This window comes from Flavobacterium cutihirudinis (assembly GCF_003385895.1).
Taxonomy (GTDB): domain Bacteria; phylum Bacteroidota; class Bacteroidia; order Flavobacteriales; family Flavobacteriaceae; genus Flavobacterium; species Flavobacterium cutihirudinis.
Genome location: NZ_QRDQ01000008.1, coordinates 1,191,663 through 1,215,471, shown reverse-complemented (window position 1 = coordinate 1,215,471; position 23,809 = coordinate 1,191,663). Strand labels below are relative to the sequence as shown.

Annotated in this window: 29 protein-coding genes and 1 riboswitch; of the genes, 18 read left to right on the top strand and 11 right to left on the bottom strand. The window is 33.7% G+C overall.

Annotated features, from left to right (window positions below; translation table 11 throughout):
* Positions 1-5: 5 nt before the first annotated feature.
* The 13 genes from BD847_RS10960 to BD847_RS10900 all read left to right on the top strand — a co-directional run bounded on the left by BD847_RS10960 (position 6) and on the right by BD847_RS10900 (position 10,216).
* Entirely contained in the window at positions 6-665 is a 660-nt protein-coding gene (locus BD847_RS10960) for a queuosine precursor transporter (RefSeq protein ID WP_115888287.1), read from the top strand.
* A gap of 13 nt (positions 666-678) precedes the next feature.
* Positions 679-1,353, top strand: a complete 675-nt coding sequence (locus tag BD847_RS10955) for a hypothetical protein (protein WP_115888286.1) — start codon at positions 679-681, stop codon at positions 1,351-1,353.
* A gap of 175 nt (positions 1,354-1,528) precedes the next feature.
* A complete protein-coding gene (locus BD847_RS10950; RefSeq protein ID WP_115888285.1) occupies positions 1,529-1,966 on the top strand; it encodes a lipocalin-like domain-containing protein in 438 nt (145 codons plus the stop codon).
* A 66-nt stretch (positions 1,967-2,032) separates the two neighbouring features.
* Positions 2,033-2,596 (top strand): DNA-3-methyladenine glycosylase I, encoded by a 564-nt coding sequence (locus BD847_RS10945; protein ID WP_115888284.1) that lies wholly within the window; start codon positions 2,033-2,035, stop codon positions 2,594-2,596.
* A 131-nt stretch (positions 2,597-2,727) separates the two neighbouring features.
* Positions 2,728-2,825, top strand: a riboswitch (TPP riboswitch).
* Positions 2,826-2,890: 65 nt separating this feature from the next.
* Entirely contained in the window at positions 2,891-3,097 is a 207-nt protein-coding gene (gene thiS / locus BD847_RS10940; protein WP_115888283.1) for a sulfur carrier protein ThiS, read from the top strand.
* A gap of 80 nt (positions 3,098-3,177) precedes the next feature.
* On the top strand, positions 3,178-5,001 hold the full coding sequence (thiC, locus tag BD847_RS10935; RefSeq protein ID WP_115888365.1) for a phosphomethylpyrimidine synthase ThiC: 1,824 nt from the start codon (positions 3,178-3,180) through the stop codon (positions 4,999-5,001).
* Positions 5,002-5,032: 31 nt separating this feature from the next.
* A complete protein-coding gene (locus BD847_RS10930) occupies positions 5,033-5,647 on the top strand; it encodes a thiamine phosphate synthase (protein WP_115888282.1) in 615 nt (204 codons plus the stop codon).
* Positions 5,614-6,369 carry a hydroxymethylpyrimidine/phosphomethylpyrimidine kinase gene (locus tag BD847_RS10925; protein WP_115888281.1) on the top strand — a complete coding sequence of 252 codons (756 nt, stop codon included), beginning with the start codon at positions 5,614-5,616 and terminating at the stop codon, positions 6,367-6,369. Before BD847_RS10930 ends, BD847_RS10925 begins: the two co-directional genes overlap by 34 nt.
* Positions 6,359-6,997 (top strand): thiamine phosphate synthase, encoded by a 639-nt coding sequence (locus BD847_RS10920; RefSeq protein ID WP_115888280.1) that lies wholly within the window; start codon positions 6,359-6,361, stop codon positions 6,995-6,997. Before BD847_RS10925 ends, BD847_RS10920 begins: the two co-directional genes overlap by 11 nt.
* Positions 6,978-7,754 carry a thiazole synthase gene (locus tag BD847_RS10915; RefSeq protein ID WP_115888279.1) on the top strand — a complete coding sequence of 259 codons (777 nt, stop codon included), beginning with the start codon at positions 6,978-6,980 and terminating at the stop codon, positions 7,752-7,754. Before BD847_RS10920 ends, BD847_RS10915 begins: the two co-directional genes overlap by 20 nt.
* 151 nt (positions 7,755-7,905) lie before the next feature.
* Positions 7,906-8,283 carry a GxxExxY protein gene (locus BD847_RS10910; RefSeq protein WP_115888278.1) on the top strand — a complete coding sequence of 126 codons (378 nt, stop codon included), beginning with the start codon at positions 7,906-7,908 and terminating at the stop codon, positions 8,281-8,283.
* A gap of 39 nt (positions 8,284-8,322) precedes the next feature.
* Positions 8,323-9,435, top strand: a complete 1,113-nt coding sequence (gene thiH, locus BD847_RS10905; RefSeq protein ID WP_115888277.1) for a 2-iminoacetate synthase ThiH — start codon at positions 8,323-8,325, stop codon at positions 9,433-9,435.
* Between the two features lie 70 nt (positions 9,436-9,505).
* Positions 9,506-10,216 carry a HesA/MoeB/ThiF family protein gene (locus BD847_RS10900; RefSeq protein ID WP_115888276.1) on the top strand — a complete coding sequence of 237 codons (711 nt, stop codon included), beginning with the start codon at positions 9,506-9,508 and terminating at the stop codon, positions 10,214-10,216.
* Here the strand turns inward: BD847_RS10900 and BD847_RS10895 are convergent.
* From BD847_RS10895 to BD847_RS10880, 4 genes are all read right to left on the bottom strand, one after another.
* Positions 10,213-11,007 carry an MOSC domain-containing protein gene (locus BD847_RS10895; protein WP_115888275.1) on the bottom strand — a complete coding sequence of 265 codons (795 nt, stop codon included), beginning with the start codon at positions 11,005-11,007 and terminating at the stop codon, positions 10,213-10,215. The genes BD847_RS10900 and BD847_RS10895 overlap by 4 nt on opposite strands.
* Positions 11,008-11,009: 2 nt before the next feature.
* Complete coding sequence (gene aat, locus BD847_RS10890) at positions 11,010-11,648, bottom strand: leucyl/phenylalanyl-tRNA--protein transferase (protein ID WP_115888274.1); 639 nt, start codon at positions 11,646-11,648, stop codon at positions 11,010-11,012.
* 160 nt (positions 11,649-11,808) lie between these two features.
* Complete coding sequence (locus BD847_RS10885; RefSeq protein WP_115888273.1) at positions 11,809-12,180, bottom strand: DUF3127 domain-containing protein; 372 nt, start codon at positions 12,178-12,180, stop codon at positions 11,809-11,811.
* 35 nt (positions 12,181-12,215) lie between these two features.
* The gene (locus BD847_RS10880) at positions 12,216-13,091 is read right to left on the bottom strand and encodes a flavin reductase family protein (protein ID WP_115888272.1); all 876 of its coding nucleotides are present in this window, start codon (positions 13,089-13,091) and stop codon (positions 12,216-12,218) included.
* Between the two features lie 159 nt (positions 13,092-13,250).
* On the opposite strand from BD847_RS10880, the gene BD847_RS10875 reads away from it, so the two are divergent.
* On the top strand, positions 13,251-14,405 hold the full coding sequence (locus BD847_RS10875) for a sensor histidine kinase (protein ID WP_115888271.1): 1,155 nt from the start codon (positions 13,251-13,253) through the stop codon (positions 14,403-14,405).
* Positions 14,406-14,475: 70 nt separating this feature from the next.
* On the opposite strand, the gene BD847_RS10870 is transcribed toward BD847_RS10875, so the two are convergent.
* Both BD847_RS10870 and greA read right to left on the bottom strand, forming a co-directional pair.
* A complete protein-coding gene (locus BD847_RS10870) occupies positions 14,476-14,865 on the bottom strand; it encodes an HIT family protein (protein WP_115888270.1) in 390 nt (129 codons plus the stop codon).
* 72 nt (positions 14,866-14,937) lie between these two features.
* On the bottom strand, positions 14,938-15,414 hold the full coding sequence (gene greA, locus BD847_RS10865; RefSeq protein ID WP_115888269.1) for a transcription elongation factor GreA: 477 nt from the start codon (positions 15,412-15,414) through the stop codon (positions 14,938-14,940).
* Between the two features lie 155 nt (positions 15,415-15,569).
* Here greA and BD847_RS10860 point away from each other — a divergent pair, with 155 nt between their 5' ends.
* A complete protein-coding gene (locus BD847_RS10860; protein WP_115888268.1) occupies positions 15,570-15,983 on the top strand; it encodes a Rieske (2Fe-2S) protein in 414 nt (137 codons plus the stop codon).
* Positions 15,984-16,024: 41 nt separating this feature from the next.
* On the opposite strand, the gene BD847_RS10855 is transcribed toward BD847_RS10860, so the two are convergent.
* The 5 genes from BD847_RS10855 to BD847_RS10835 form a co-directional block, all read right to left on the bottom strand.
* Positions 16,025-18,214 carry a TonB-dependent receptor gene (locus BD847_RS10855; RefSeq protein ID WP_115888267.1) on the bottom strand — a complete coding sequence of 730 codons (2,190 nt, stop codon included), beginning with the start codon at positions 18,212-18,214 and terminating at the stop codon, positions 16,025-16,027.
* Between the two features lie 281 nt (positions 18,215-18,495).
* Positions 18,496-18,900, bottom strand: coding sequence for an alternative ribosome rescue aminoacyl-tRNA hydrolase ArfB (gene arfB, locus BD847_RS10850; protein WP_115888266.1), 405 nt, complete (start codon positions 18,898-18,900; stop codon positions 18,496-18,498).
* On the bottom strand, positions 18,900-21,014 hold the full coding sequence (locus tag BD847_RS10845) for a DUF4301 family protein (protein WP_115888265.1): 2,115 nt from the start codon (positions 21,012-21,014) through the stop codon (positions 18,900-18,902). Before BD847_RS10845 ends, arfB begins: the two co-directional genes overlap by 1 nt.
* A complete protein-coding gene (pnuC, locus tag BD847_RS10840) occupies positions 20,975-21,598 on the bottom strand; it encodes a nicotinamide riboside transporter PnuC (RefSeq protein ID WP_115888264.1) in 624 nt (207 codons plus the stop codon). The genes BD847_RS10845 and pnuC overlap by 40 nt, the downstream gene beginning before the upstream one ends.
* Before the next feature lie 26 nt (positions 21,599-21,624).
* Complete coding sequence (locus BD847_RS10835) at positions 21,625-22,353, bottom strand: geranylgeranylglyceryl/heptaprenylglyceryl phosphate synthase (protein WP_115888263.1); 729 nt, start codon at positions 22,351-22,353, stop codon at positions 21,625-21,627.
* 89 nt (positions 22,354-22,442) lie between these two features.
* Between BD847_RS10835 and BD847_RS10830 the strand changes: the two genes are divergently transcribed.
* From BD847_RS10830 to BD847_RS10820, 3 genes are all read left to right on the top strand, one after another.
* Entirely contained in the window at positions 22,443-23,039 is a 597-nt protein-coding gene (locus BD847_RS10830; RefSeq protein WP_115888262.1) for a Crp/Fnr family transcriptional regulator, read from the top strand.
* Positions 23,040-23,120: 81 nt separating this feature from the next.
* Positions 23,121-23,408, top strand: a complete 288-nt coding sequence (locus BD847_RS10825; RefSeq protein WP_115888261.1) for a hypothetical protein — start codon at positions 23,121-23,123, stop codon at positions 23,406-23,408.
* Positions 23,405-23,803, top strand: coding sequence for a group III truncated hemoglobin (locus tag BD847_RS10820; protein ID WP_115888260.1), 399 nt, complete (start codon positions 23,405-23,407; stop codon positions 23,801-23,803). The genes BD847_RS10825 and BD847_RS10820 overlap by 4 nt, the downstream gene beginning before the upstream one ends.
* The last annotated feature ends 6 nt before the right edge of the window (positions 23,804-23,809 follow it).

The following is a 23,809-nucleotide window of genomic DNA, read 5'->3' as shown; positions in this document are numbered from 1 at the left end:
GTAATATGTTTAAAACCAAAAAAGAAATTGTCTTTGTAATTCTTGCAGGTATTTTTATAACCAATGCAGTTGTAGCCGAATTAATCGGAGGAAAACTAATTCAGATTGGGCCTTTTGTAATGAGTATTGGAATTTTACCATGGCCAGTTGTATTTTTAACAACCGATTTGATTAATGAATATTTCGGCGAAAAAGGAGTGAAAAAACTTTCCTTTATAACCGCTTGCCTGATTGCATATGCTTTTTTGATTTTATTTATGGCAATTGTAATTCCGGCAGCAAAAGGAATAAGTCCTGTAAACGACGAACAATTTCAGGCTGTTTTTGGCCAAAGTATGTGGATTATTGTTGGAAGTTTGATTGCTTTTATGGCATCGCAATTAATCGACGTCTGGATTTTCTGGTTTTTTAAAAGACGAACAGGAGAAAAAAAAATATGGCTCAGAACTACCGGATCAACGGTAATTTCGCAATTATTCGATTCTTTTATTGTTCTCGGAATTGCCTTTTGGTTACCAGGGAAAATTGATTTTGACACTTTTTTGTCATCTGCTTTAATTGGTTATACTTTTAAGTTATCTATAGCTATTTTATTAACACCTTTAATATACGCCGGACATCATTTAATCAAGAAATATTTAGACGAAGATTCTCATAAAGATTAAAAACTTTTGGGTCATGAAAAAAATTAATATACTTATTTTATTCTCGATTACCTGTTTCCTTTTTAGCTGTGGCGATGAAATCAAAAAGCAGCCTAAAAAAGCCATTCAGCCTGTTAACGCGCTGACGCCGGCTCCTGCCAAAATTAAATTTTCTAAGAAGAAAATAACTGCTTCTAAAGACGTTACATCAAACAAAATAACCGAAAAAGAGGATGCTTTTGTAGTCAAAAAGGAAATTGACATTGCATCGCAACTTTCAAATCCGGTGAAAAATTCAGAAAGTGCAGCTGTTGACATCAGAAAAGAAGTCAATGAAAAACTATTGAGTTTTGTTAATATCAGAAAAATTCTCGACAACTGTAAAATGGGTCAAACAATGACACAAGAACAGCTCACACAAAAATTTGAAATTCCTGAAGATGCCGTTAAACTAGTAAAAAGCGTTACTAAAACTGCTGAAAACGAATTATCAGTGAAATGGAAATCTACCTGGCTTGTCGAAAAAGTATCAGACGCCGAGCTTGAAGACGGCAAAATGAAAGTAAAATTCAGAGCAAATAAAATGTATATGTCCGGCAATGCTATCGGCATTAAATACAATAGAAAAATATACAACGACTTAATAATAATTGGCCGTTCGGCATATATTCCAACCGTGAAAGGATATAGCTGGCAAATTGGGAAATAAACCATGAACCTGATCATTCCCTCAAAATGAGAGTATTTTCTTTCTTAAAGACTTACTCTCTTCTCCATTAAAAAAAATAATAACCAGAAAATTTATTCTTCCAATTCTTTTACTCGTAAAAGAATTATTTTTACAAAAAAATAAACCAAAAAACGCCCCAAAAATACCTTAAATAATGAAAAAAATAAGCATTCTGTTCTTATCAGTTTTAGCCTTAAGTTTAGCCGTTGTTTCTTGCAACGATAATGATGATGAAATACAATCAATAGAGGGAAAATGGGTGCCAGTAAAACTCGGAAAAATTGTAGATGGAAAAGAAGTTCTTAGTGACTATCCTAATGAACATAACTGTGAAAGTGACGTTATGGAATTTACTAACGACTCGAAATTTACTGACCTTATGCATTTATTCGCTGATAACAATTGTATGGCAGTAACTGCTAAAGGAACTTGGTTATTAAACGAGAAGCATTTAACACTCACTTATGAAGATCAGCAAATAAACAATATAGAAATTCTGGAATTGACAAAATCGGTTTTAAAGATAAAATATACCGGAAAAAGTGACGAAGCACATATGTTTGTCATTACAATTTTTGAAAGAAAACAGTAATTTTAAAAAACATTTAAGCCTTGAACATAAAAGTTTGAGGCTTTTTTATACATTTAAAATAAAAAAATGGAACCGATAAGATGCAGTTGGTGCAATTCCAGCGATTTATATAAAAAATATCATGACGAAGAATGGGGCGTGCCGGTTTACGACGATCCAACGCTATTCGAATTTTTAATTCTGGAAACCTTTCAGGCGGGACTAAGCTGGATTACGATTTTAAATAAACGAGAAAATTTCAGAGCTGCTTTTGATCATTTCGATTATAAAAAAATAGCCCATTATTCTGAAGATAAAGTCGAAGAATTAATGCAGAATACCGGCATTATCCGGAACAAACTAAAAATTAAAGCTGCAGTTTCAAACGCTCAGGCTTTCATGAAAGTGCAGGAAGAATTCGGCAGTTTCTCTGATTATATCTGGAAATATACAGACGGAAAGCCTATTATAAACAATTTGAAAAATTCAAAAGATGCTCCAGCCACTACTCCTCTTTCTGATGAAATCAGCAAAGATCTAAAAAAAAGAGGTTTCAAATTTGTAGGTTCAACCGTTATCTACGCACACATGCAAGCCACCGGAATGGTCAATGATCATACGGAAGATTGCTTTATTCGCAGTGGAAAATAGTCGCAGTTTTCAGTCCCAGTCCCAGTCGTAGTCGCACTCTTAGTTTTCATATTTACAAAACTTGATAGCTTAAGTTAAAGACTGAAAACTGAGACCGAGACTGAAAACTAAAAAAAATTACATATATTTGCTTCACACTTTAGGGGTGTCTACAACATTGTAGGCTGAGATTTTACCCTCTGAACCTGATCTAGTTCATACTAGCGTAGGGAAAAGTAAGATGACTTCTGCACGCGTTTCTATGCGTAATTGTAGCCATTCCTATTGTGTAACTATACACTAAACTTAAAAGGAATGGAACTAAAAATCAATCAACAAACTAAACATTTCAATGCTGAATCGCTAAGCGTTCAATCATTGCTCGATCTCGAAATTCCGTACAAACAAAACGGAATCGCCGTTGCTATTAACAACACTGTTGTTCCAAAAACCAAATGGAACGAATTCCTCGTACAAGAAACTGACGAAATTCTCATTATTTCTGCTACGCAGGGAGGTTAAATTCCAATTTGCCAACCACACATAGACGCATTGAAATGCGTCTCTACAATTCACATTTTACATTTTACAATATGCAAGCTATGACAAACGAAGAACAAATATCCAGAACGCCATTTCCGAATTCTAAAAAAGTATATATCGACGGAGAAATTCATTCAATAAAAGTGGCCATGCGCGAGATTCATCTTAGCGACACTAAACTTTCAAATGGCGGAATTGAGAAAAACCCACCCGTTACAGTTTACGACACTTCTGGACCATACACCGATCCGAATGTTGAAATTGACATTAGAAAAGGGTTGCCACGCTTACGCGAAAGCTGGATTCTAAATCGAAATGATGTTGATATTCTAAGTGAAATAACTTCAGATTACGGTCAAAGCCGATTGAAAGATGAAAGCCTAAATCATCTTCGTTTTGAGTATTTACATCAGCCAAAACGTGCCAAAAAAGGTGCAAACGTAACACAATTATACTACGCCAAACAAGGAATTATAACTCCCGAAATGGAATACATTGCGATTCGCGAAAACCAAAGAATCGAACTTTTAAACGAGCAGACAAAAGCAATGCAATGTCAGCACGGCGGTCATAGTTTTGGAGCTAATACACCTAAAAGTAAAATTACTCCAGAATTTGTTCGTTCAGAAGTTGCTTGCGGAAGAGCCATTATTCCAAACAACATCAATCATCCTGAAAGCGAACCGATGATCGTAGGACGTAATTTCTTAGTAAAAATTAATGCCAATATCGGAAACAGTGCTGTGACTTCAAGCATTGAAGAAGAAGTCGAAAAAGCCGTTTGGGCCTGTCGCTGGGGCGCGGACACAATTATGGATTTATCTACAGGGAAAAACATTCACGAAACCAGAGAATGGATTATTCGAAATTCTCCTGTTCCAATTGGCACGGTTCCAATTTATCAGGCTTTAGAAAAAGTAAAAGGAATCGCCGAAGATTTAACTTGGGAAATTTTCCGCGATACGTTAATCGAACAGGCAGAACAAGGCGTTTCGTACTTTACAATTCATGCCGGAGTTTTGTTACGTTACATTCATTTAACCGCAAATCGTGTTACGGGAATTGTTTCCCGCGGTGGTTCAATTATGGCAAAATGGTGTTTATTTCATCATAAAGAAAACTTCTTGTACACTCATTTTGAAGAAATCTGCGAAATCATGAAACAATATGATGTTGCTTTTTCTCTTGGAGATGGCTTACGTCCGGGTTCGATTGCAGATGCCAATGATGCTGCACAATTTGCCGAATTAGAAACTTTGGGAGAATTGACAAAAATTGCCTGGAAACATGATGTTCAGGTTTTTATTGAAGGCCCAGGACACGTGCCAATGCACATGATTAAAGAAAATATGGACAAACAATTAGAACATTGTCATGAAGCTCCATTTTATACTTTAGGCCCTTTGACTACTGATATTGCGCCAGGATACGATCACATTACATCTGCCATTGGAGCAGCTATGATTGGGTGGTACGGATGTGCAATGTTATGTTATGTAACACCAAAAGAACATCTTGGTTTACCCAATAAAAAAGACGTAAAAGACGGTGTGATTACCTATAAAATTTCAGCTCACGCTGCCGACTTGGCAAAAGGTCATCCGGGAGCACAATATCGCGATAATGCGTTGAGTAAAGCGCGTTTTGAATTCCGTTGGGAAGATCAGTTTAATTTGGCTTTAGATCCAGATACAGCAAGAGAATTTCACGATGAAACACTTCCTGCTGATGGCGCAAAAGTGGCTCATTTCTGTTCGATGTGTGGACCAAAATTTTGCTCTATGAAAATATCTCAGGAAATCAGGGATGTCGCTGCAGCAGAAAAAGGAATGCAGGAGAAATCAGAAGAATTTATTGAGCAAGGAAAAGAGATCTATATTTAAGTGAAAAGATAAAAGAATCAAGAAGAAAGATATGATTTTGATTACGAATCCTTTTTATGTCGAAGATGAAATAAATATTCTTCATTCTTTATTTGAAGAAGGATTGTCTTTACTTCATATCAGAAAACCTGATTTTTCTGAATTGGAAATGGCACAGTTTATTCAGCAAATAAAACCTGAATATCGAAAGAAACTTGTCTTGCACAATCATCATTCCTTAGCAGAAGATTTCGTAATTACGAGAATTCATTTTTCTAAAAAAGAAAGAAAAACCGATCATAACTTTCCTGCAAGGTTTTCAAAACCTTGTAGGTATAAATACGAATCAATTTCAACATCAACCCATTCTATTGAAGACTTTAATTCTTTAGAAAATGATTTTGATTATGCCTTTCTAAGTCCTGTTTTTAAAAGTATTTCGAAAGAAAATTATCATCCGGAAATAGATCTTTTTGAAGAGATAAAAAAACGTTCAAATTATAAAACAAAACTAGTAGCCTTAGGCGGAATTGATTCTGAAAACATACAGGAAACGCTTAAAAAAGGTTTTGACGATATCGCGCTTTTAGGAAGTATCTGGAAAAATGAAAATCCATTAAAACAATTTAAACTATGTCAGCAGATCGCCCAATTGTTCTCTCTGTAGCCGGTCTTGATCCTTGTGGAGGCGCTGGTGTTTTAGCCGACATCAAAACCTTTGAACAGCATCAGGTAACCGGATTTGCAATTTCGACAGCCAATACTATTCAGACCGAAAACAAATTCTATGAAATCGAATGGACAAACCTGAGTTTTGTTATCCGATCGATCGAAACTATGTTTTTAAGCTATAAAATCAGTGTGGTGAAAATTGGGATTGTTCCTTCTGTGCATTATTTAAACCGAATTCTTTCGACCATAAAACTCTTATCTCCGTCAACAAAAGTGGTTTGGGATCCTGTTTTAAAATCGACTAGTGAATTTGAATTTATAAAAATTGAAGATTATCCGGTATTAGATAAAATCCTTTCAAAAATTGACTTAATTACGCCCAATTATAATGAAATAGAAATTTTGTTCCCTTGCTTTTTTATAAACAAACTTTGGCAACAAAATAAAATCCCAACATCCATTTTATTGAAAGGCGGGCATAATATTTCAGAGTCAGGCACCGATCGTCTGTTCCTGAAAAACGAAGTAATCGACTTATTGCCTTCTGAAAAAAATTGCTTCGAAAAACACGGTTCCGGTTGTGTTTTATCTTCGGCAATAGCCTCAAATCTTGCATTAGATCAAACTTTGCATGAAGCTTGTCTAAATGCAAAAACCTACATAGAAAAATACCTAAGTTCAACTTCAACCTTAATAGGATATCATTATGTACAATAAATTGCAATACATTTCTCAAGGAAATACAATCGAAAAACAATTGTATAATATTCAGCAAGCGCTCGATGCCGGATGTGATTGGATACAAATGCGATTTAAAAATCAGAGTGCTAAAGATACTTTTGCTTTAGCGGAAGCTGTAAAGTTTTTATGTGAAGAATATCTGGCGAATTTTATTGTAAATGATGATTTGCACCTCGCTGAATTGATTTCTGCAGACGGAGTTCATCTTGGTTTAACCGATATGAAAATCGAGGAAGCCAGAACCATTTTGGGCAATACTAAAATTATTGGAGGAACTGCAAATACTTTTGAAGACATTCAGAATCATATAAAAAATGGTGCTGATTACATTGGTTTAGGCCCTTTCAGATTTACTGACACGAAGGGAAAATTAAGTCCAATTCTAGGTTTATCAGGATATTTTGAGATTCTTCAAAAAATGAAAAAGAACAACATCACAATTCCGGTTTTTGCCATTGGCGGTATTACCGTAAAAGATGTAAATCCTTTAATGGAAACGGGAATTTATGGCATTGCTGTTTCCGGACTTATTACAGAAAGCGATGAAAAAGAAAAACTAATTCAGCAACTCAACGAAAAATTATATGCAAACATCATTGTTTAAAATAGGAAACAAAACCTTAACATCCCGTTTGTTTTTAGGAACAGGGAAATTTGGTTCGAACGAAGAAATGGAACAGGCGATTTTGGCTTCAGAAAGCGAATTGGTGACAGTTGCACTAAAACGCATCGATCTGGAAACCGATACTGATGCTATTTTATCCCATTTAAAACATCCAAATATTAATTTATTGCCAAATACTTCGGGTGCAAGAAATGCGAAGGAAGCCGTTTTTGCAGCGCAATTGGCACGTGAAGCTTTAGAAACCAATTGGGTAAAACTCGAAATACATCCAGATCCAAAATATTTAATGCCGGATCCTATTGAGACATTAAAAGCAACCGAAGAATTGGCTAAACTTGGTTTTATTGTACTTCCATACATTCACGCTGATCCTGTTTTGTGTAAACATTTGGAAAGTGCCGGAACTTCAGCCGTAATGCCTCTGGGCTCGCCAATTGGTAGCAATAAAGGTTTAAAAACGATCGGTTTTTTAGAAATCATAATTGAACAAAGTACTGTTCCGGTTATTGTCGACGCTGGAATTGGCGCTCCTTCTGATGCTGCAAAAGCAATGGAAATTGGTGCCGATGCTGTTTTGGTGAACACTGCAATTGCCGTTGCCGGAAATCCAAAATTAATGGCTGAGGCTTTTAAGGAAGCTGTAATTGCCGGAAGAAAAGCTTTTGAAGCTAAAGTTGGCAATCAACATAATTATGCTGTCGCTTCTAGCCCGCTGACATCATTTTTATATGAATAATTTTTAATCTCTCGCAGATTTTGCAGATTGAACAGATTTATTTGAATTAAAATACGCAAAAAAATTGTTCAATCTGCTAAATCCGCGAAACAATACTTTATAAAAAAGTAGGAATTTTCATTAAATTTGATTTAAAATTAAAATCAATATTATGTCAGAAAATGAAATTTCATATAAAGTTAGAGGAGCAATTTTTAAAGTTTATAATAATCTAGGTCCTGGATTATTAGAATCTGTCTATGAAAGTGCCCTATTTTATCAATTAAAAAAAGATGGATTAGCAGTAATTAAGCAAATTGATTTACCCGTGAGATACGATGACATTTATTTAGATATAACTTTCAGACTAGATATTTTAGTGGAAGACAAAGTAATTATTGAATTAAAATCAGTAGAAGAAATAAAATCTATTCACTTTAAACAATTAAATACTTATTTAAAATTGACTAATAAAAAACTTGGATTGTTGGTGAATTTCAACTGTTCTAATATTCTTGAAAATATCCATCGCGTAGTTAATAAAATTTAATCTGTATGATCTGCAAAATCTGCGGGAAACAAATAAAAAATGAACACATTCAAATCTGTTTTTGAGCAATATAATTGGGATGATATCCAGTCCAAAATATATCAAACAACTTCAAAAGATGTCGAACGAACTTTGGCTAAAGCCAAATACAATCTCGAAGATTTTCTGATTTTGATTTCTCCTGTTGCTCAAAATTATCTGGAAGAAATGGCGCAGAAATGCCATGAAATCACAAAAAAGCGTTTCGGGAAAACCATCCAAATGTATGCGCCACTTTATTTAAGCAACGAATGTCAAAATATCTGTACCTATTGCGGATTTAGTTTGGACAATAAAATCAAACGAAAAACCCTTTCTGATGCCGAAATAAAACTCGAAGTCGAAGCTTTAAAAAAAACAGGTTTTGACCACGTTTTACTGGTTACAGGTGAAGCCAATTACACTGTAAACATCAATTATTTTCTAAATGCAATCTCTTTAATACGGAAAGAATTTTCAATTATTTCTGTTGAAGTGCAACCACTTTCTACAGAAGATTATGAGCGTTTGCATGAAGCTGGAGTATATTCTGTTTTGGTTTATCAGGAAACTTATCATCAGGAAGTTTACAAAAAATACCATACGAAAGGCAAAAAATCAAATTTTGATTACAGATTAGAAACTCCGGACAGAATAGGAACAGCAGGAATTCACAAAATTGGTTTAGGTGTTTTATTAGGTTTGGAAGACTGGCGAACCGATAGTTTTTTCAATGCTTTGCATTTAGATTATCTTCAGAAAAAATACTGGCAAACCAAATATTCGGTTTCTTTTCCGCGCCTGCGCCCAGCTGAAGGCATTATCGAACCAAATTTTATTATGGATGATAAAGATTTGACACAATTAATTTGTGCTTATCGTTTATGGAATGAAGATTTGGAAATCTCGATTTCAACAAGAGAAAACGAAAAATTCAGAAACAATATCATCCCGATTGGCGTCACGAGTATGAGCGCAGGCTCAAAAACAAATCCGGGCGGTTATGTTGTCGATCCACAATCTTTGGAACAATTCGAAATCAGCGATGAACGCTCAGCAGAAGAAATTTCAAAAATTATAAAAAATGCAGGTTATGAACCTGTTTGGAAAGATTGGGATAAAAGTTTTATCTAAAAATTCCAATATTTAAAATACCAAATTCCAACAATCTAAAATCCAAAAATCAGCAATCTAAAATTTCAAAATGAGTATTATTCAAGAATTTCTGCGTTACAACAGACAAACCATTCTTCCTGAAATTGGTGATGAAGGTCAGGAAAAATTAAAAAAAGCACGCGTTTTAGTAATTGGCGCCGGTGGTTTAGGTTGCCCTATTTTACAATATATTGCAACGGCCGGTGTTGGTTTTATCGGAATTATGGATTTTGATACCATTGAGATTCACAATCTTCATCGACAGATTTTATATACCGAAAATGAAATTGGCGAGCAAAAAGCTATTGTTGCACAAAGAGTAGTTTCTAAGTTAAATCCGCTAATTGAAGCTATTGCGATTAATGAAAAATTAACCGCAGAAAATGCATCAAAAATTATAGAACAGTTTGATATTATTGTAGATGGCTCAGATAATTTTTCAACGCGCTATTTGGTAAATGATACTTGTGTTCTGCTAAAAAAGACTTTAGTTTATGGAAGCATTCTAAGATTTGAAGGGCAAATTGCAGTTTTCAATCATAAAGGAAGTAAAAATCTTCGTGATTTATTTCCGGAAATGCCCGATCCAAAAGAGGTTCCGAATTGTAATTTAAATGGTGTGTTAGGAACGTTGCCAGGAATTATAGGAAATATGATGGCACACGAAACGCTTAAACTGATTCTGGAATTGCCTGCTTTAAACAATGAATTGGTAATTTTTAATACTTTGAACTGGAATTTTACAAAACTGAATTTCTAAAAAACAACCTCATCGCCAACACTAATAATTCCTGAATTTAAACTCACTAAATTAGTCCCGAATAAAACAGAATTATCTACATTTCTGTATTTACTCAACGTTTTAAGAGGTTCTTTCTTTACAATTCCTCTCTGCGGATCATTATTAACCATAATACATCTTCCGCAGGGTTTTATATTTTTAAACTGAACTTCTCCAATTGTAAAGGTTTTGAAGTCGTCTTCTTCGTGAGCGTTTTTTGTACTTACAACAATATTTGGGCGAAATCTTTTAATCGTGATTTTTTCTTCTAATTTTCCATTCAAAAAATCAAGACTTTCTGTTCCAATTAACAAATACGGATAACCGTCAGCAAGACTGACATTGAAGGTTTCTTTCAATCTGGAACTTTCATGTTTTCTGTCACCATTTTTTAGAATTTTCACCAAAGTACATTCAAAACCTAATTTATCACTAAACCATTTTGATGTTGCTTTATTTACTTCAAAAACCTCGCTTTTGTCGTCCCATACTTGTGAATCTATAGCAATCTCGAGATGTTCGTTTATAAGGAATTCATGAACTTCATTTTCAAAAGTAATCTTAATTTTATCTCCGGAAATTTCAGGATAAAACTGACTCATAATTGGATATTCTCTTTGTGTAACATGAACCTTTTCAGTGTTAATCAACATCCAACGGCGGTCGTTTTCAAAGCCCATTTCTTCAGCATTGGCACTTTTTAAACTAATTCCAGCCAAGCTTTTTATCGGATAAATATAAATTTCTTTTACACTGTAAACTGCACTCATTTTTACTTACTTTTTAAAATGGACATAAACGCTTCACGCTCAATTTCACGACAACCTAAACTCTCCAAATGAGGATTATAAACCTGACAATCCAAAAGTTTATAATTTTCTTTTTGCAAATATAAAGCTAAAGCAATGAAAGCAACCTTTGAAGCATTTGAAACTTTAGAAAACATACTTTCTCCACAGAAAATATTTCCCATATCGATTCCGTACAAACCACCAACTAATTTTTCATCCTGCCAAACCTCAACAGATTTCGCAATTCCTTCTTCATTTAATTTACAATACGCATCAATCATTTCGTTAGAAATCCAGGTTCCACTTTGTCCATCGCGTTTTATCTGCTGGCAATTCGAAATTACTTCTTTGAAATTTTTATTGTAAGTCACCTTAAACATTTTGCGATTCAGGATATTTCGCATGCTTTTCGAAATAACTAATTCATCAAAAAAAAGCACCATTCTAGGATCCGGCGCCCACCACAGAATCGGTTCTCCTTCATTAAACCAAGGAAAAATTCCGCTTTTATAAGCCAATTGCAAACGTTCTGAACTTAAATCGCCTCCAATTGCCAAAACACCTTCTTCATCGGCTTCGGTAACTGGTGGAAAAAATAAATCTTCAAATAAATAATACATCTAGATTTCAATAATTAAATTTCAAATCTCAAATTCCAAATTTTCACAAACTTTTCATTTCAACGAAAGTAGAAAGCGACTCAAAAACAAAATTCCAAACCCCAAATTCAAGCGAATGAATTGGAATTTGGAATTTATTTTTTTTAGAATTTAACCTTTCTTAGAACGGTAAATCGTCTGGTTCGTCTTCGCTTACATTTGTTGCTGGAGCAAAAGTCTGTGCTGTTGGCATTGGTGGCGCTTGTGTTGGCGCTTCGTTACCTACTCTTTCGATTCTCCAACCTTGAATACTATTGAAATATCTAGTTTCTCCTTGTGGATTAACCCATTCTCTTCCTCTTAAATTGATAGAAACTTTCACCGGCTCTCCTTGCTTATAGCTGCTTAATAAATCGCATTTATCTTGTGTAAATTCGATTAAAATATGCTGTGGATACTGCTCATCTGTAGTTACAACCAATTCTCTTTTTTTGAATGAAGCACTAACTTGTTGCTCAGGATTTACCACTTTTACTTTTCCTATAACTTCCATCTTCGTCTATAATTAATTATTGTTTCTATTCTTTTTTATTTTTTCGCTAAAAGCACTTTCCAAGCCGATTCTGCATCGCCTTTATCCAAGTACTTTTTAGCTTCTAAGTGCACTTTTTGCTGGTCATCGGAGCTTAAAACTCCTTTTACAGAAAAATTTTCCTTCACAAATATACTAACTTCTTCTCTTGTGGGCAACACTTCCACATTACCTAATTTACCTAAATCATTTCCATCAAAAACAGCGCTTTCTTTTACAAAATCCGGAATCGCATCTACGCCTACTCCCAGTGTTGTCAAGGGTTTTGCCACTTCAAAAAGTCCCTGATTAGATCTTGAATACCAATTTGCACCAAGTCTTGAAACCAAATCTATTTTATGCTGATCGATTGCTCCATTTTCATCTAAAATTGATTCTTGAATATGAATCTTCACTACTTCGCACAAAATCAGATTACCTGCTCCGCCTTCAGTTCCTAACGGAATAATTTGCGTTATCTTGCATTCAAATTGTACCGGAGACTCCTTAACACGATAAGGTTTTACAATATCAGACGGAATCTGCGTTAAACCCGCTTTTATAAATTCATTTACACCATCTCCATATTCTGTACTTGCCAGAGAAGTTTGTTGTACCAAATCATAATTCACTACATTAATTACCACTTCACGCGTTGCCTCGGCATTTATTAAAGTGTGTTTTATCGTATTGTCGCGAACACGTCTTGAAGGTGAAAAAACTAAAATTGGAGGATTAGCGCTAAATACATTAAAAAAACTAAAAGGCGACAAATTCGGAATTCCTTTTTCACTAATTGTACTTGCAAAAGCAATTGGCCTTGGACCTACAGCACTTTGTAAATAACCTTGCAACTTTACTGTTGGTATCTCCTTTGGATCGATGCTAATCATAATTTTTTGTTTTAACCAAACCTCATTTTGGTGAATACAAAAGTATAGAAATGGTTTAATTCGAAAAAATACTTTAAGACATAAAAACAAAAATCTTTCAGGAATCGCAAAATATAAAATGCGTATATTTCGTTATATTTATACCTCAAAAATTAGTTTATGCACTTTTCTGAACGCAGAAATACAACTCGCTGGGTTATAATTAGTATTTCCTTTCTAATCATCACTTTGATTCTCTGGAATACTTATACTTTTTTCCAAATATTTAAAAATGAAGAACGTGTAAAAATGAATCTTGTGGCTCATGCGCAAAAAACACTCGTAAGTGCAGATGAAAATACTGATCTAGACATTCCGCTGGAGATCTTAAACAACAATCATTCTGTTCCCGTTATGCTTACTATGTATGGTGATAAGATTATCAGTTCTGTGAATGTTCCTGAAAAAATACTTGAAGACAAAGAAAAATCGCTTTCTTATTTAAATAATTTGAAGCGTGAAAATGATCCAATTGTGATTGAATATGCACCTGGAAAATTTCAGACGTTGTATTATGGAAATTCAGAATTACTCAACAAACTTAAATATTATCCAATTGCCTTAGTCTTAATTATCTTTTTGTTTAGTGCTTTGATTTACAATTTTTACAAGAGTACAAAAATGGCTACTCAAAATAAACTTTGGGCAGGAATGGCGAAAGAAACTGCGCATCAAATTGGAACTCCGCTTTCTTCTTTAATTGGTTGGGTTGAAATTTTAAAAACAGAAAACATAGACCCAACAATAAGTGAAGAAATACAGAAAGATATTGAAAGATTACAAACCATTACAGATCGTTTTTCGAAAATTGGTTCAGTTCCTATCTTAGAAACCCACGACATCATTTCTGAAACTTTAAGTGCTTTTGAGTATTTGCAATCGCGATTTTCTAAACAAGTAAGTTTTTCTTATAACACTCCAAAAGATCCTGTTTTGGTTCAATTAAATCCAACACTTTATAGCTGGACAATTGAAAATTTAGTAAAAAATGCAATCGATGCCATGAAAGGAAAAGGAACTTTGGAACTGCAAATTGAACAAGATTCACAGCATGTAAAAATAAACGTAAAAGATTCGGGTTCCGGTATACCTAAAAAACAATTCAAAACCGTTTTTGAAACCGGTTTCACCACCAAAAAAAGAGGCTGGGGATTAGGACTTTCTTTAACCAAAAGAATTGTCGAAGAATACCATAGCGGTAAAATCAAAGTTTTACATTCTGAAATTGGAAAAGGAACTACATTTCAAATTTTATTAAATAAAAAAATGCAGTAATTTTAGTTACTGCATTTTTTTATTCTTTTGTCAGGTTGAGCGGAGTCGAAACCTTTATTTTTGTAACGCTTTACAAATTCGCTTTAATACTTTCGGCTAAAGCTTCAAACTCTTCTTTAGAAAGTGTTACTTTATTATGAAAACGCATTTCATCCATATGATTTAGCGGAATCAAATGCACATGCGCATGAGGAACTTCTAAGCCCACAACTGCCATTCCCACTCTTTTGCAAGGAACTGTTTTTTCTAAAGCAATTGCTACTTTTTTAGAAAACTTCATTAAACCTAAATACAGTTCATCATCCATATCAAAAATCTTATCGATTTCTTGTTTCGGAATACAAAGTGTATGTCCTTTTGCATTTGGATTGACATCTAAAAAAGCTAAATAATTTTCATCTTCAGCAATTTTATATGCAGGAATTTCTCCGTTTACTATTTTCGTGAATATTGAGCTCATTTTTTCTGGTTAATCGTTTAACTGTTTATTCGTTTAACCGATTAAACAGTTAAACGATTAAACTAAAAATATTTAGTCTCTTGAAATTTCTAGAATTTCAAATTTCAAAACGCCATTTGGAACTGTAATTTCAGCTACTTCTCCAACAGACTTACCAAGCAAACCTTTTCCAATAGGAGAAGTTACCGAGATTTTTCCGGTTTTCAAATCTGCTTCACTTTCAGCAACAAGCGTATATTTCATTTCAATTCCGTTGCTTTGGTTTTTAATTTTCACATTAGAAAGCACCAAAACTTTAGAAACATCAAGTTGTGACTCATCGATTAATCTCGCATTCGAATACACTTCTTCCAGTTTAGCAATTCTCATTTCTAATAAACCTTGTGCTTCTTTTGCTGCATCGTATTCGGCGTTTTCAGATAAATCGCCTTTGTCTCTTGCTTCTGCTATATCTTGAGATGCCTTTGGACGCATTACACTCTTTAAATGCTCCAATTCATCTTTTAATTTTTTTAATCCTTCAGCTGTATAATAAGATACTTTACTCATAACTTCATCGTTTATATAAATACAAAAAATCCCATCGGGACGGGATTTTGTATTACAAATATACTATTATTTTTAATAGTACATAATTATATGTTAATCATATAAAAATCAAATCTAAATAAATTATTTTTGTTTCACTAATTCTTATTAAAATAATGAAAAAAATCTGGCTGTTAATCGTCTTAATATGTATACTTTCTGCTTGTAGCGAAAATGAACGCAGCAATAACAATCCTTATATTCCGAATTACACTGTGAATTTATCTGCAGATATGAATTTGCCAACTTATTCCAATCTGAAATTTCCAAGTAATGGAGTTATAGTTCCGAATTATGGCGCAAAAGGAGTTATAATTTTTAACGCCGGAGGCACCTATAAAGCCTACGACGCTGCGTGTCCAAATCAAGAACTTAGCTCATGTGTCGCTATGACAATTAATGGCATCAACTCCCTTTGTTCCTGCGATAAAACGGAGTATAGTTTATATACCGGACTTGGAGGAAAACAGTATCCGTTGAAAGAATATAAAGTAGAAGTTGTTGGTTCAATAATTCACGTTTATAATTAATATAAAAAAAGCCTGAAATTTAATTTCAGGCTTTTTTGTTTTTAGAATTTCAAAGTTAGTCCGGCTAAGAAGTTAATTCCTGCCTGCGGATAATAGTAAGGATAAATGTCCCACATATAACCGTTTGAAACATATTTTTTGTCTAAAATATTATTTACCATTCCGGTTATCATAATAGATTTGAATATCGATTTTGGTTTGATTTCGTAAGATACATTTAAATCATTTACAAAATAATCTGCCAATTTTGCTGAAGGCAATTCGATATTGTTCATGTATTGTTCTCCAACATATTTTTGCAATAATGAAATATGCAAACTCTTTATTGGAGTATATACTATAATATTTCCCGCAATGACTTCTGGTGAATACGCAATATCAGTAGTTCCGTAATATTGACCTTCAACAGCCAAATCAACATTTTTATTACTACTTAAAGTGAAATTTGGTCTCAAAATAAATTTATCAGAAAGGGCAATTGTCGCATCCAATTCAAATCCTAAACGGTAACTTTTTTCAGTATTTGCTCGAATTGGCGCTCCAACATCATCTAGTCTTCCAGTCAAAATCAGCTGATCTTTATAACCCATATAATAGAAATTAGAATTCAACTGGAATTTTTCTGAGTTGAATCTCCATCCTAATTCAAAATCATTTAGTTTTTCCGGTTTTACATTTCCGCCTTCATAATCGGTTCTGTTTGGTTCGCGATTTGCTCTTGCATAAGAAAAATAAAGCGTGCTTTTGTCGCTAAAAGCATAATTCAAACCTGCTTTCGGATTAAAGAAATTAAAATTATCATTAACTAAACCAGTTTCTGCACTATTGGCTTTATATTTTACATTTCTGTATTGCAAATCGCCATAGAAACTTAATTTTTCCGTGAATTGATAATTTGCTTTTGCGAAAATATTACCATCCGTTTTGGTCGAAAAATCATCATAGTAATGATCACCTAATTCTGTTGGCCCCATATTTCTTGCCCAAATTACTTTACCAAAATGATCGCCTTCGTATTTATTCCAACCTCCGCCAAAAATAACATCTAGTTTTTCTTCTTTATATTTTACAGAAAAAGTGGTTCCGTAGAAATCATTGTCCAACCATTTTTGACGAATCAAATCTGTTCCGGGAACTAATTCTCCCAAATCATTCTCGACCTCTTTTGTTGGCTGAATATCGCCATAACCGGCAATTGGTGTATCATATTTGTAATTTTCGTAATAACCACGTCCTTTTGTGTAGTGCAAAGCAAAATTAGTGCTCCATTTATCCGTAAATGATTCACTCCAATGTAATTGATAATGATCTTGTTTGTAATTATCGGTTTCGTTGTCATAAAAATGAACATTTCCCTGCTCATCTTTATATTTTCCAGCCGAATTATAAGTACGATTGCTTACCAGCGTTTCAGCATCTATACCATTCCATGCCTGATAGGTTTCTTCGGTTCCGCCAAAGACCAATGCTTTTATTAATGTTGTTTTTCCAACGTAAGTTCCCTGAAGAAAATACGATTTCAAATCAGAACTCGCGCGATCTATATAACCATCTGATTTTATTGTAGACAAACGTCCGGCTAACTCAAAATGATCATTTAATAATCCAGTGCTAAATTTTACAGTATTTTTATTTGAATTGTAACTTCCGAATGAACTCGAAATTTCACCATTCGCCTTAGAAGCATAATTATCCGTCAGCATATTTAAACTCGCACCGAAAGCTCCAGAACCATTTGTAGAAGTTCCGACACCGCGCTGTAACTGCAAGCTTTCTACAGAAGAAGCAAAATCGGGCATATTTACCCAAAAAGTTCCCTGGCTTTCAGCATCGTTGTATGGAATTCCGTTAATCGTAACATTTACACGAGTTGCGTCGCTTCCGCGGACTCTGATTCCGCTGTAACCAATTCCGTTTCCTGCATCAGAAGTTGTCACCACTGAAGGAAGGTAATTCATTAAAGTTGGAATATCCTGACCCAGATTTCTGTATTTAATTTCTTTTTTGTCCATATTACTAAAACTCACCGGAGTTTTTGAAGTAACACGAACCGCCGAAACCAATACATCGTCAAGCTGATTTACTTTGGTTGAATCTTGTTCTTGCGCAATAGAGAATAGTGTGAAGAAAAAAGAAGAAAGAAGAAAGAAATTGGATTTGTTGCTCAGCTTTGCAACTTTGTACCTTTGTACCTTTGTACCTTGAAAAGCACCTTGAAAAATAGTTTTCATTCGTAAAGAATTACGAATAAAAGGGGGAATTATTCTTTGTTAAATTAATAAAATTGTTTCACGACAAAATAAAGTGTGCACGCTCAATAGTGTCGTTTTTTCCCTTAGCAACATTACTCGCTCAGGTTCTTTGGGTATGATCTCAGCTCGTTATTTAGAGCACCCCTTTGAGACAATGCAAAGGTAATGTTAAAATATTTAAAACTCCAAAAAAGAAATTCCAAATTCCAAAACAGACTTATTTTGATTCTTTTGGAATTTGGAATTTTAAAACTTGAAATTTATTCTAAGTTTGGCTTTCTTCTCGATTGTTTTAAATCAGAAATATTCTTCTTGTCTTTAATTCTTTTCTTAATTACTGATTTAGGAATTTTTGTTGCCTTACGAACTTTCGGAACGTATAAACCTTTTTTAATAATTTCGAGAAAACGTTTTATAACAATATCTTTATTTTTAAGCTGACTTCTATCTTCATCACAATTTAAAATCAGAATGTTTTCGGTTGTTAAACGGTGTGCAATATTAGATTGTAAAAGTAATTTCTCATCATCAGATAAAGCCTGCGAAGCATTCAAATCAAAAGATAAAAAGATTTTTGATGAAACTTTGTTCACATTCTGTCCGCCTGCTCCACTGCTGCGAACCGCTTTAAAACTTAATTCTGATATGATTTTCTCTGTTTCCATTATTGTGGCTGATGCGCTGCTTTTAATAAGTCATTTACCGTTTTCACCGGATTAAAAGTTATCAGGGGCACAGCAACAAACACGGTAAGCCAGTTTGCCATCGAACCATTCCATAATCCCGGCAATTCGTAACTTCTCACTGTTTTACCTTCTATGCTTTTCTCTACAATAAATCCTGCCTTCTGATCTACAAATTGCAATAAATCAAAATTTTCTTTTTTGTAATTTTTGATTCCGCAAACTAAATCTACCGGATTAAAATGAGTGGCTTGCGCCAAAATTTCACCTTGCTTTTTATCAGTTAAATCAACTTGCGAAGTTTCTACAATTTGTAGCGATTTAATACCTTTATCATTTACTACCCAAAATGGTCCTCCGCCAGGTTCTCCTTCATTTTTTACCATTCCGCAAACACGAATAGGTCTGTTTAAAAGTTCTTTAACTTTATTAATCTTATTCTCAGTAGTAAATTTATTAAAATCACCATTGATAAAAACATTCAGTTTTTCTTCTAAAAAAACAACGATTTCTTCTAAATCAGTTTCCTTGATTTCGCAATTTTCAATAGCATTTAGGTAACCAAAAACTTTCTGTTGCACCTTAATTAAAACTCCCGCTAAAGCCTTTTTATAAAGCGTAATTTGCTCTATATGATTTTGAATTACGTTATCAATGTTTTTTATAAAAATAACATCAGCATCAAGATCATTCAAATTTTCAATTAAAGCTCCATGACCACCCGGTCTAAAAATCAAACGATCGTTTTTGTCTTTTACAAGTTTATTTTCGGAATCAACAGTAATAGAATCCGTACTTTTATTTTGATATGAATATCCAATATTGATTTTTACTCCTGAAGGCTTTTCAATCTTTTCTCTGTCCTGAGCAACGGCATTTTCAAACAGATCCTGATGAATTTCTGAAACTGTAAAATGCAAATTAGATTCATTTTTTGAGGTTGCATAATGCACACATTCATTCAAATGTTCCTCAATTGGATTTGCAATATGCTTTTCGTACTGATGAAATGGCAAAACTGCTTTAGGTTTATTTGCGAAATTAAAATCGTCTGAAGACAACAGTAATTTTATAAAATAGTAATTCTTATAGTCTCTTTCTAAACTCTCAAAATCAGGATAAATTTCTCTCAGTTTTTTATCAACCGATTTAAAAAATGGGAATTTTTCCATTCCAACAATAAAAATAGCAAGCTCTTTATCTTTCTTTCTATTTATATAGGCATTTATTGTTTCTTTTTGAATATCAAAATCATTTAGAAAAGCTATCAAAAACTTAAACATTCTTGTAGCCGCGCCAGAAGCAGGAACAAATTTTTTGATTTTCAGGTTTTCTTTTTGATTGTCAAAAAAAGAGGCTTTTTCTTCAAAATCACTTTCCGACAAACTTAATATACCATTGCTGATTGTTGCAGGACTTAAAAGATTACTCTTTGCAATACCGTTTTTAAAAATCTCCAATTGCTTTAAAATACTTTCAAAAGGAATTCCCTGATTATATATCTGGACAAAATCAGCAGATGACAAACCATTAGCTTTTGCAATAGTCAAATCGTTAATTATTTTAGTAGCTTTTGCTAATCGGCATTCCTTATTTCCTGAAATCGTTATGAAAGGTTTTTTGGTATCTATCAATGTTTGTTTAAAAACAGAGAAGACAGTTTCTCTTCCTTCGGGTGTATCTCGAATATCATCTTTTTCCCAAGGAACATCAATGTCAGTAAGGAAGAATAAATCATATTCATGTTTAAGTGCCGCTTCATTTAAAAGCGGATCACAGAAACCATAATACATTTCAGAAAAGACTTTGGTTACCATTAAATTGGTATCACAAAACAAATATTTTTTTGCTGTTGTTAACTTTTCATTTTCTAACAAAGTTTGCCCATAAGCAATTGGCATCATATCATCAGCAACACAAATGTGTTGATTCTCCTCCCACTTTTCCTGCAAATAATCACGTGCAAACTCCGGCACCCATTCGGTTTCGTAATAGTCTGCAAGCTGTTTTGCTAATGTGGTTTTCCCTGTACTTTCAGGACCAAATAAAGCAATTTTTATGATTGTTGTTTTTTGCTGTCTAAGATTTTTCTCCATTCTAAATAAGCTGAAATAGCCAAAATTGTAAAAATTAAATACTGTAATGACAACATCCCTAAGCCACGATAAGCATAAAGAGGCACTACAATAATGTCACCAATAATCCAAAGTGTCCAGTTTTCGATTTTTTTCCTGGCCATATACCACATTCCTGCAAAAAATATTCCTGACGAAATCATATCGATATAATTATCTTTATGTATTTCATAATCGAAATATTTATAAATCCCGAAAACTACAAAAACAGTAACAATAAACAGTACGATTCCGATTATTTTTTCATTAAAATTTGTACGAGTAATCGGCAAATTGTCTTCTACTGAACCGCCTTTTGCCCAAACATACCAACCATAAATACTCATAATTGAGAAATATCCGTTGATAATCATATCACCAATATAGCCCGCAATATATAAAAGATACACTGAAATCACCGTAGCAATTAAACCTGTAGGATACACCCAGATATTTTCTTTCTTAGCAAACCAAACGCTTAAAATTCCGCAAACAAAAACCAAAAACTCCAAGGCAATATGCCATAAAGGAGCATTTCTGTAACTTTCAAGAAAAAAATCTATCATTTTGTAAAGGTTATTTTGCTATCGATTTATGATTCAAAAAAATGGCTATCGTTCTCAAAAGCAGTACCAATAACCACCAAATCGGCACCGGCATTATATGCATTTTGAATTGCGTGCAAATCTACAATTCCTCCGCCAACAATAATAGGAATTTCTATATTTTGCGAAATTAACTGTATCATTTTCAACGGAACGGCATTTTTAGCTCCGCTTCCGGCTTCCAAATACATTAATTTATTACCTAACATCTCTCCGGCTTGCGCTGTTGCTAAAGCCAAATCAAAATTTTCACGATTAAGAGGTTTGGTTTTACTTACACGTGCCACAGCTGTTTCATTGCCACTTTCTATCAAAATATAACCTGTAGAAATAACCTCAATCTTCATTTTCTTTAAAACTGGCGCCGCCTGAACCTGATATTCTATTAGATAATCCGGATTTCGACCAGACAACAAAGACAAAAACAGAATCGCATCGGCCTGAGGAGAAATTTGCGAAGGATCACCAGGAAAAATAATAACGGGAAGATTTGTTTTTTGTTTTAATACTGAGATCAAATCCTCTAAAATAGTATTTTGAACAATACTCCCGCCAACAAAAATATGAGTTGCCGGTGATTCATTAATTTTAAGTATTAAATGATCTATATTTTCCAACACAATTTTGTCAGGATCTAAAAGTATGGCCAATAATTTTTGTCCATTTTTTTTAGCGTCTAAAATTTGTTGATGAATAGTGCGTAGTTTTTGCTCCATAATGGCTGTAAAAGTAAAAAGTTTTTAACGTAGAAGAACTATTTTAAATCAATTAAATTTGTATATTTCCTATCCACAAGCAAGTAAAAATGATCTCTTCCGAATTATTAGAAAAATATGGCGCCCTAAAAAAGTCCTTCCAAAAAAACGAACCAATTTTTGAAGAAGGCAATCTTCCTACACATTACTATCAGATTATTTCGGGCGAAATTAAAATGAGTAATTATAATGATGATGGTCGTGAATTTATACAAGGAATATTTTATAAAAATCAGTCTTTTGGTGAACCTCCTTTATTTCTAAATCAAAGGTATCCGGCCAATGCCATTGCCGTTGAAGAAAGCACAATTCTTGCTTTGAATAAACCAAGCTTTACGAAACTTCTGGAAGAGAATCCAGCTATTAGCATACAAATAATAGAAAATCTTGCACAACGTTTATATTACAAATCTATAATGTCAGCAGAAATCTCAACTCACGATCCTGAACATCGTGTCTTGAAATTAATCGATTACGGAATACTTTACTTCAATTTTCCAAAAGACAATAATGGTTATCTCATTCATTTTACGAGACAGCAAATTGGCGATTTGACCGGATTGCGTGTTGAAACTGTTATCAGAGCAATAAAAAACTTAGAAAAAAAAGGCGAATTGAAGATTATAAACCGAAAAGTATATAGATAAAAAAAGTTCTCGTTTTATGATTTAAGTCATAAAATGTAGTGGTATTGTGCATGTAACTTTGTTGATATAAAACAATATATCATGACACTATATCAATCAACATTCGACATTTTTAATAGAAATTATATGGGTTCTGCTGCAATGGCAGTAATTGCACAAAGCTGTTTAGGCGGTGCTGCAGCCATGTACGTTTTAGCAAACGGAACGTCTATCCCGCAAATGATTCAACTTGCCATTATTGTATTAGCTTGTGTATTTGCAAACACTTCAATATTGGCGCAAATGAAGCATAAAACGGTTTTTAACTTTATTATTTTAAGTGGAGTATTAAGTGTATTCTTTATACTTTTGAATAGTTTTATTCTATGAAAAAACAAATAGAAAACAGAGCTGACGTTTCTTTCTTAGTACATCAGTTTTATACTAAAATAAGAGCCGACAAAGAAATCGGCTTTTATTTTAATGAAATGATTACCGACTGGGATGCACATCTTGAAAAACTGACGGATTTTTGGGAAACTAATTTGTTTGGCGTTCGCAAATACAAAGGAAATCCGCATGCAGTTCACAATGAAGTTGATGCTCATTTCGACGAAAAAATCACACCAAATGAATTCGGAATCTGGCTGAATCACTGGTCTCAGACTTTAGACGAACATTTTGAGGGCGAAAATGTGGAAACCTTAAAAAGGCGTGCTCGAAAAATGAGTACTTTTTTGTATGTAAGTATGTTTCAGCATCGACAAAAAGAAAGCGAGGTTTAAAACTCT

Bases quoted from the DNA above. Each gene is read 5' to 3' on its own strand.
- BD847_RS10960 (WP_115888287.1), top strand. From the start codon at position 6: ATGTTTAAAACCAAAAAAGAAATTGTCTTTGTAATTCTTGCAGGTATT.
- BD847_RS10955 (WP_115888286.1), top strand. From the start codon at position 679: ATGAAAAAAATTAATATACTTATTTTATTCTCGATTACCTGTTTCCTT.
- BD847_RS10950 (WP_115888285.1), top strand. From the start codon at position 1,529: ATGAAAAAAATAAGCATTCTGTTCTTATCAGTTTTAGCCTTAAGTTTA.
- BD847_RS10945 (WP_115888284.1), top strand. From the start codon at position 2,033: ATGGAACCGATAAGATGCAGTTGGTGCAATTCCAGCGATTTATATAAA.
- thiS (WP_115888283.1), top strand. From the start codon at position 2,891: ATGGAACTAAAAATCAATCAACAAACTAAACATTTCAATGCTGAATCG.
- thiC (WP_115888365.1), top strand. From the start codon at position 3,178: ATGACAAACGAAGAACAAATATCCAGAACGCCATTTCCGAATTCTAAA.
- BD847_RS10930 (WP_115888282.1), top strand. From the start codon at position 5,033: ATGATTTTGATTACGAATCCTTTTTATGTCGAAGATGAAATAAATATT.
- BD847_RS10925 (WP_115888281.1), top strand. From the start codon at position 5,614: ATGTCAGCAGATCGCCCAATTGTTCTCTCTGTAGCCGGTCTTGATCCT.
- BD847_RS10920 (WP_115888280.1), top strand. From the start codon at position 6,359: ATGTACAATAAATTGCAATACATTTCTCAAGGAAATACAATCGAAAAA.
- BD847_RS10915 (WP_115888279.1), top strand. From the start codon at position 6,978: ATGCAAACATCATTGTTTAAAATAGGAAACAAAACCTTAACATCCCGT.
- BD847_RS10910 (WP_115888278.1), top strand. From the start codon at position 7,906: ATGTCAGAAAATGAAATTTCATATAAAGTTAGAGGAGCAATTTTTAAA.
- thiH (WP_115888277.1), top strand. From the start codon at position 8,323: ATGAACACATTCAAATCTGTTTTTGAGCAATATAATTGGGATGATATC.
- BD847_RS10900 (WP_115888276.1), top strand. From the start codon at position 9,506: ATGAGTATTATTCAAGAATTTCTGCGTTACAACAGACAAACCATTCTT.
- BD847_RS10895 (WP_115888275.1), bottom strand. From the start codon at position 11,007: ATGAGTGCAGTTTACAGTGTAAAAGAAATTTATATTTATCCGATAAAA.
- aat (WP_115888274.1), bottom strand. From the start codon at position 11,648: ATGTATTATTTATTTGAAGATTTATTTTTTCCACCAGTTACCGAAGCC.
- BD847_RS10885 (WP_115888273.1), bottom strand. From the start codon at position 12,180: ATGGAAGTTATAGGAAAAGTAAAAGTGGTAAATCCTGAGCAACAAGTT.
- BD847_RS10880 (WP_115888272.1), bottom strand. From the start codon at position 13,091: ATGATTAGCATCGATCCAAAGGAGATACCAACAGTAAAGTTGCAAGGT.
- BD847_RS10875 (WP_115888271.1), top strand. From the start codon at position 13,251: ATGCACTTTTCTGAACGCAGAAATACAACTCGCTGGGTTATAATTAGT.
- BD847_RS10870 (WP_115888270.1), bottom strand. From the start codon at position 14,865: ATGAGCTCAATATTCACGAAAATAGTAAACGGAGAAATTCCTGCATAT.
- greA (WP_115888269.1), bottom strand. From the start codon at position 15,414: ATGAGTAAAGTATCTTATTATACAGCTGAAGGATTAAAAAAATTAAAA.
- BD847_RS10860 (WP_115888268.1), top strand. From the start codon at position 15,570: ATGAAAAAAATCTGGCTGTTAATCGTCTTAATATGTATACTTTCTGCT.
- BD847_RS10855 (WP_115888267.1), bottom strand. From the start codon at position 18,214: ATGAAAACTATTTTTCAAGGTGCTTTTCAAGGTACAAAGGTACAAAGG.
- arfB (WP_115888266.1), bottom strand. From the start codon at position 18,900: ATGGAAACAGAGAAAATCATATCAGAATTAAGTTTTAAAGCGGTTCGC.
- BD847_RS10845 (WP_115888265.1), bottom strand. From the start codon at position 21,014: ATGGAGAAAAATCTTAGACAGCAAAAAACAACAATCATAAAAATTGCT.
- pnuC (WP_115888264.1), bottom strand. From the start codon at position 21,598: ATGATAGATTTTTTTCTTGAAAGTTACAGAAATGCTCCTTTATGGCAT.
- BD847_RS10835 (WP_115888263.1), bottom strand. From the start codon at position 22,353: ATGGAGCAAAAACTACGCACTATTCATCAACAAATTTTAGACGCTAAA.
- BD847_RS10830 (WP_115888262.1), top strand. From the start codon at position 22,443: ATGATCTCTTCCGAATTATTAGAAAAATATGGCGCCCTAAAAAAGTCC.
- BD847_RS10825 (WP_115888261.1), top strand. From the start codon at position 23,121: ATGACACTATATCAATCAACATTCGACATTTTTAATAGAAATTATATG.
- BD847_RS10820 (WP_115888260.1), top strand. From the start codon at position 23,405: ATGAAAAAACAAATAGAAAACAGAGCTGACGTTTCTTTCTTAGTACAT.